The sequence below is a fragment of the Bradyrhizobium sp. genome, from assembly GCF_049691595.1.
Classification (GTDB): Bacteria; Pseudomonadota; Alphaproteobacteria; order Rhizobiales; family Xanthobacteraceae; genus Bradyrhizobium.
Genome location: NZ_JBAVNZ010000167.1, coordinates 1 through 4,961, shown reverse-complemented (window position 1 = coordinate 4,961; position 4,961 = coordinate 1). Strand labels below are relative to the sequence as shown.

Genomic DNA, 4,961 nt, shown 5'->3' with positions numbered 1-4,961 from the left:
AGTCTCGTTCGCCGGTCGGCGAAGGCAGGCCGATGATCCATGCGCCGAAGACGGCGCCCGGACCGGCGCCCGCCGCCGAACCCGATCCGGAAGTGCCCGCGGGTACCGAAATGGTCACCATGACCATCCGCGAGGCGCTGCGCGACGCGATGGCCGAGGAGATGCGGCGCGATCCCGACGTCTTCGTCATGGGCGAAGAGGTGGCCGAATATCAGGGCGCCTACAAGGTGACCCAGGGCCTGCTGCAGGAATTCGGCGCCAGGCGCGTGATCGACACCCCGATCACCGAGCATGGCTTTGCCGGCATCGGCGTCGGCGCGGCGATGGCCGGCCTGAAGCCGATCGTCGAGTTCATGACCTTCAATTTTGCGATGCAGGCGATCGACCAGATCATCAACTCCGCGGCCAAGACGCTGTATATGTCCGGCGGGCAGATGGGCTGCGCAATCGTGTTCCGCGGCCCGAACGGCGCGGCGGCGCGCGTCGCCGCCCAGCACAGCCAGGATTACTCGGCCTGGTACTCGCAGATCCCGGGCCTGAAGGTGATCGCGCCGTTCTCCGCCGCCGACTACAAGGGCCTCCTGAAGGCCGCGATCCGCGACCCCAATCCGGTGATCTTCCTGGAAAACGAGGTGCTGTACGGCCACACCGGCGAGGTGCCGAAGCTCGACGACTATGTGGTGCCGATCGGCAAGGCGCGCGTGGTCCGCACCGGCAGCCATGTCACCATCATATCCTGGTCGAACGGCATGACCTACGCGCTGAAGGCCGCCGACGAACTGGCCAAGGAAGGCATCGAAGCCGAGGTGGTCGACCTGCGCACGCTGCGCCCGATGGATACCGATACCATCATCGCGTCCGTGAAAAAGACCGGCCGTGCGGTGACGGTGGAGGAAGGCTGGCAGCAGAGCGGCGTCGGCGCCGAAATCGCCGCCCGCATCACGGAGCACGCGTTCGATTATCTGGATGCGCCGGTGATGCGGGTGTCGGGCAAGGACGTGCCGATGCCGTACGCGGCGAACCTCGAAAAGCTCGCATTGCCCTCCGTGGCCGAGGTGGTGGAAGCCGCCAAGGCCGTCGCGTATCGGTGACGCATGGTTGGTCCCAAGGAGCAGCCATTGCCGCCAGACGTCATGGGCCGCGCCGATGCCACCGAGGTGTTGCGCGCATTCGTGGTCGATGGCGGATTGTCCATCGCGTTCGCGCGCGCCTTCGAGGAGCCGGATATGTGGGGCCTGCTTCTGGTTGACGTCGCGCGCCATGCCGCGCGGGCCTATGCGCGCGAGAGCGCCTTTACCGAGGACGAAGCGCTGGCGCGCATCGTCGACATGTTCGAAGCCGAAATCGCGCGGCCGACCGACAAGGGCACCACCACACCGCGGTCGCAACAAGGTCACTGACAATGCCGATCAACATTCTGATGCCCGCGCTGTCGCCCACCATGGAAAAGGGCAACCTCGCCAAATGGCTCAAGAAGGAGGGCGACAAGGTCAAGTCCGGCGACGTGATCGCGGAGATCGAGACCGACAAGGCGACGATGGAAGTCGAGGCGGTCGACGAGGGCACGATCGCAAAAATCCTGGTGCCGGAGGGCACCCAGGATGTGCCAGTCAACGACGTCATCGCGGTCATGGCCGGCGATGGCGAGGATGTGAAATCGGCAGGAGCGGCCGCCGCGCCGGCTCCCAGGCTCGCCGCCGCTTCGGCACCCGCCGCTGCACCTGCTCCCAAAGCTGCACTGCCTGCTGCTGCTCCGGCGTCTGCGCCTCACGCGGCTGGACCGTGTCAGCAAGCCAATGGCCATGCCCGCGTCTTCTCGTCACCGCTGGCCCGTCGCCTCGCCAGGGAAGCCGGCATCGAGCTCGCGCGCATCAACGGCTCAGGCCCGCATGGCCGCATCGTCGCCCGCGACGTCGAGCAAGCCCGATCCGGCAAGGGGCTGAAGGCGCCGGCGGCAGCGCCGGCCGGCGCACCTTCGATCGCCCCGTCGATGTCGGACAAGCAGATCCTCGCGCTGTTCGAAGCGGGCAGCTACGAGGTGGTGCCGCATGACGGCATGCGGCGCACGATTGCGCAACGGCTCACCGCATCGGTGCAGACCATTCCGCATTTCTACCTGACGATGGACTGCGACATCGGCAAGCTGCTCGCGGCGCGCGAGGAGATCAACGCCGCGGCGCCGAAGGACAAGGAGAAGAAGCCGCTGTACAAGCTCTCGGTCAATGATTTCGTCATCAAGGCGATGGCGATTGCCTTGCAGCGGGTCCCCGATTGCAACGTGAGCTGGACCGAAGGCGGCATGCTCAAGCACAAACATTCCGACATCGGCGTCGCGGTCGCGATGCCGGGCGGGTTGATCACGCCGATCATCCGCAAGGCCGAGACCAAGTCGCTGTCGATGATCTCGGCCGAGATGAAGGATTTCGCCGCCCGCGCCCGCGCCCGCAAACTCAAGCCCGAGGAATATCAGGGCGGCACCACGGCGGTCTCCAATCTCGGCATGTACGGCATCAAGGATTTTACCGCCGTGATCAACCCGCCGCATGCGACGATCCTGGCGGTCGGCACCAGCGAGGAGCGCGCGGTGGTGCGCGGCGGCCGGATCGAGGCCGCGCATATCATGACCGTCACCCTGTCCTGTGATCACCGCGCGGTCGACGGCGCGCTTGGGGCCGAACTGATCGGCGCCTTCAAGATGCTGATCGAAAATCCCGTGATGATGATGGCGTGACAAGCTGGTGGTGCATGCCGTCATTGCGAGCGCAGCGAAGCAATCCATTGCACCGGCGGCAGGCTGGATTGCTTCGTCGCAAATGCTCCTCGCAATGACGGGAACGAACTTCAATCCGGTCGCACGATGACAATGAGCGAGCAGCCATGGCCGACACCTCCTTCGACATCATCATCATCGGCTCCGGTCCCGGCGGCTATGTCACGGCGATCCGCGCGGCGCAGCTCGGCTTCAAGACCGCGATCGTCGAGAAGTCGTACCTTGGCGGCATCTGCCTGAACTGGGGCTGCATCCCGACGAAAGCGCTGCTGCGGTCGGCTGAAATCTATCACTACATGCAGCACGCGAAAGACTACGGCCTGTCGGCCGACAACGTCGCCTATGACCCGAAAGCCGTGGTGCAGCGCTCGCGCGGCGTCTCAAAACGCCTCAATGACGGCGTCGGTTTTCTGATGAAGAAGAACAAGGTCACGGTGATCTGGGGCGAAGCGGTCATCGATGCGCCCGGCAAGGTGATGGTGAAGAAGTCCAACGTGGAGGCGCCGAAGGGTGCGCTGGGCGAGGGGGCTTACCAGGGCAAGCACATCATCATCGCCACCGGCGCGCGGCCGCGGGTGCTGCCGGGGCTGGAGCCCGACAAGAAGCTGGTCTGGACCTATTTCGAGGCGATGGTGCCGGAGAAGATGCCAAAATCGCTGTTGGTGGTCGGGTCGGGCGCGATCGGCATCGAGTTCGCATCGTTCTTTCACACCATGGGCACTGAGGTCACCGTGGTCGAGGTGCTGCCGCAAATCCTTCCCGTCGAGGATGCCGAGATCGCCGCGCTGGCGCGCAAGCGCTTCGAGAAGCAGGGCATCAGGATTCTCAGCAATACCAGGGTGACAAAGCTCGAGAAGAAGGGCGACAGCGTGGTCGCCACCATCGACGACGGCAAGAAGCCCGTGACGGTCGAGTTCGAGCGGGTGATCTCGGCGGTCGGCGTGGTCGGCAACACCGAAAACCTCGGGCTGGAAAAACTCGGGGTCAAGACCGAGCGCGGCTGTATCGTGATCGACGGCTACGGCAAGACCAATGTTCCCGGCATCTACGCGGTTGGCGACGTCGCGGGGCCGCCGATGCTGGCGCACAAGGCCGAGCACGAAGGCGTGGTGTGCGTCGAGGCCATCAAGGGCCTGCACCCGCATGCCATGGACAAGAACCTCATTCCCGGCTGCACCTATTGCCACCCGCAGATCGCGTCGGTCGGCCTGACCGAGGCGCTGGCGAAAGAGGGCGGCCGCGACATCCGCGTCGGCCGCTTCCCGTTCGTCGGCAATGGCAAGGCGATCGCACTGGGCGAGGACCAGGGCCTCGTCAAGGTGATCTTCGACAAGAAGACCGGGCAGTTGCTCGGCGCGCACATGATCGGCGCCGAAGTCACCGAACTGATCCAGGGCTATGTGGTTGCCATGAATCTGGAGACCACCGAGGAAGAGCTGATGCACACCGTATTCCCGCATCCGACGCTGTCGGAGATGATGAAGGAAGCGGTGCTGGATGCCTATGGGCGCGTGCTGAATATATAGGAATACAGGGCATGATCTCACTCATGCCCAACGACAAACCAAAAGAGACCGCAATCCGTGAAAGACAACGACAATCTGACGATCGAACGTCCGACGTTCGTGACCCATCTCGAATGCGCGATGGAAGGCGATCGCTATCCCGCCGACCAGATCCATAACCTCTCCAAGGCCGGCAAGCCGCTGCTGGTGCGCTACGATCTCGCCGGCGTCAAAAAGGCTTTGACAAAAGACGCGTTGGCGCAGCGTCCCGCCGACATGTGGCGCTACCGCGAGATGCTGCCGGTGCGCCAATGCGCGGACATCGTCAGCCTCGGTGAAGTCATGACGCCGCTGATCCGCCTGCCGAAACTTGCGAAGAAGCTGGGCGGCGGCGAGATCATCGTCAAGGACGAGGGGCGGCTGCCGACCGGCTCCTTCAAGGCGCGCGGCCTGGTGATGGCGGTGTCGATGGGCAAGGCGCTCGGTGTCAAACACATGGCGATGCCGACCAACGGCAATGCGGGGGCGGCACTCGCCGCCTATGCGACATCGTGCGGCATCAAGACCACGATCTTCTGCCCGGCCGACACGCCGGAAGTGAATGTCAGCGAGATCGAGCTGCAGGGCGCCACCGTCTACCGGGTCAACGGGCTGATCGACGATTGCGGCAGGATCGTCGGCGAGGG

At 64.5% G+C, this 4,961-nt stretch carries 5 protein-coding genes; all 5 read left to right on the top strand.

Annotated elements, in window-relative coordinates:
- On the top strand, positions 1 to 1,091 hold a 1,091-nt coding region (locus tag WCE35_RS07410; protein WP_424592698.1), incomplete at its 5' end, for a pyruvate dehydrogenase complex E1 component subunit beta.
- 3 nt (positions 1,092 to 1,094) lie between these two features.
- Positions 1,095 to 1,400 (top strand): DUF5076 domain-containing protein, encoded by a 306-nt coding sequence (locus WCE35_RS07405; RefSeq protein ID WP_424592697.1) that lies wholly within the window; start codon positions 1,095 to 1,097, stop codon positions 1,398 to 1,400.
- Positions 1,401 to 1,402: 2 nt separating this feature from the next.
- Positions 1,403 to 2,731: a pyruvate dehydrogenase complex dihydrolipoamide acetyltransferase gene (locus tag WCE35_RS07400; protein WP_424592696.1), complete on the top strand. Its 1,329-nt coding sequence runs from the start codon at positions 1,403 to 1,405 to the stop codon at positions 2,729 to 2,731.
- Between the two features lie 146 nt (positions 2,732 to 2,877).
- Positions 2,878 to 4,296 carry a dihydrolipoyl dehydrogenase gene (gene lpdA / locus WCE35_RS07395; RefSeq protein WP_424592695.1) on the top strand — a complete coding sequence of 473 codons (1,419 nt, stop codon included), beginning with the start codon at positions 2,878 to 2,880 and terminating at the stop codon, positions 4,294 to 4,296.
- A gap of 57 nt (positions 4,297 to 4,353) precedes the next feature.
- The coding region (locus WCE35_RS07390; RefSeq protein ID WP_424592694.1) for a threonine synthase at positions 4,354 to 4,961 on the top strand (608 nt) is incomplete at its 3' end.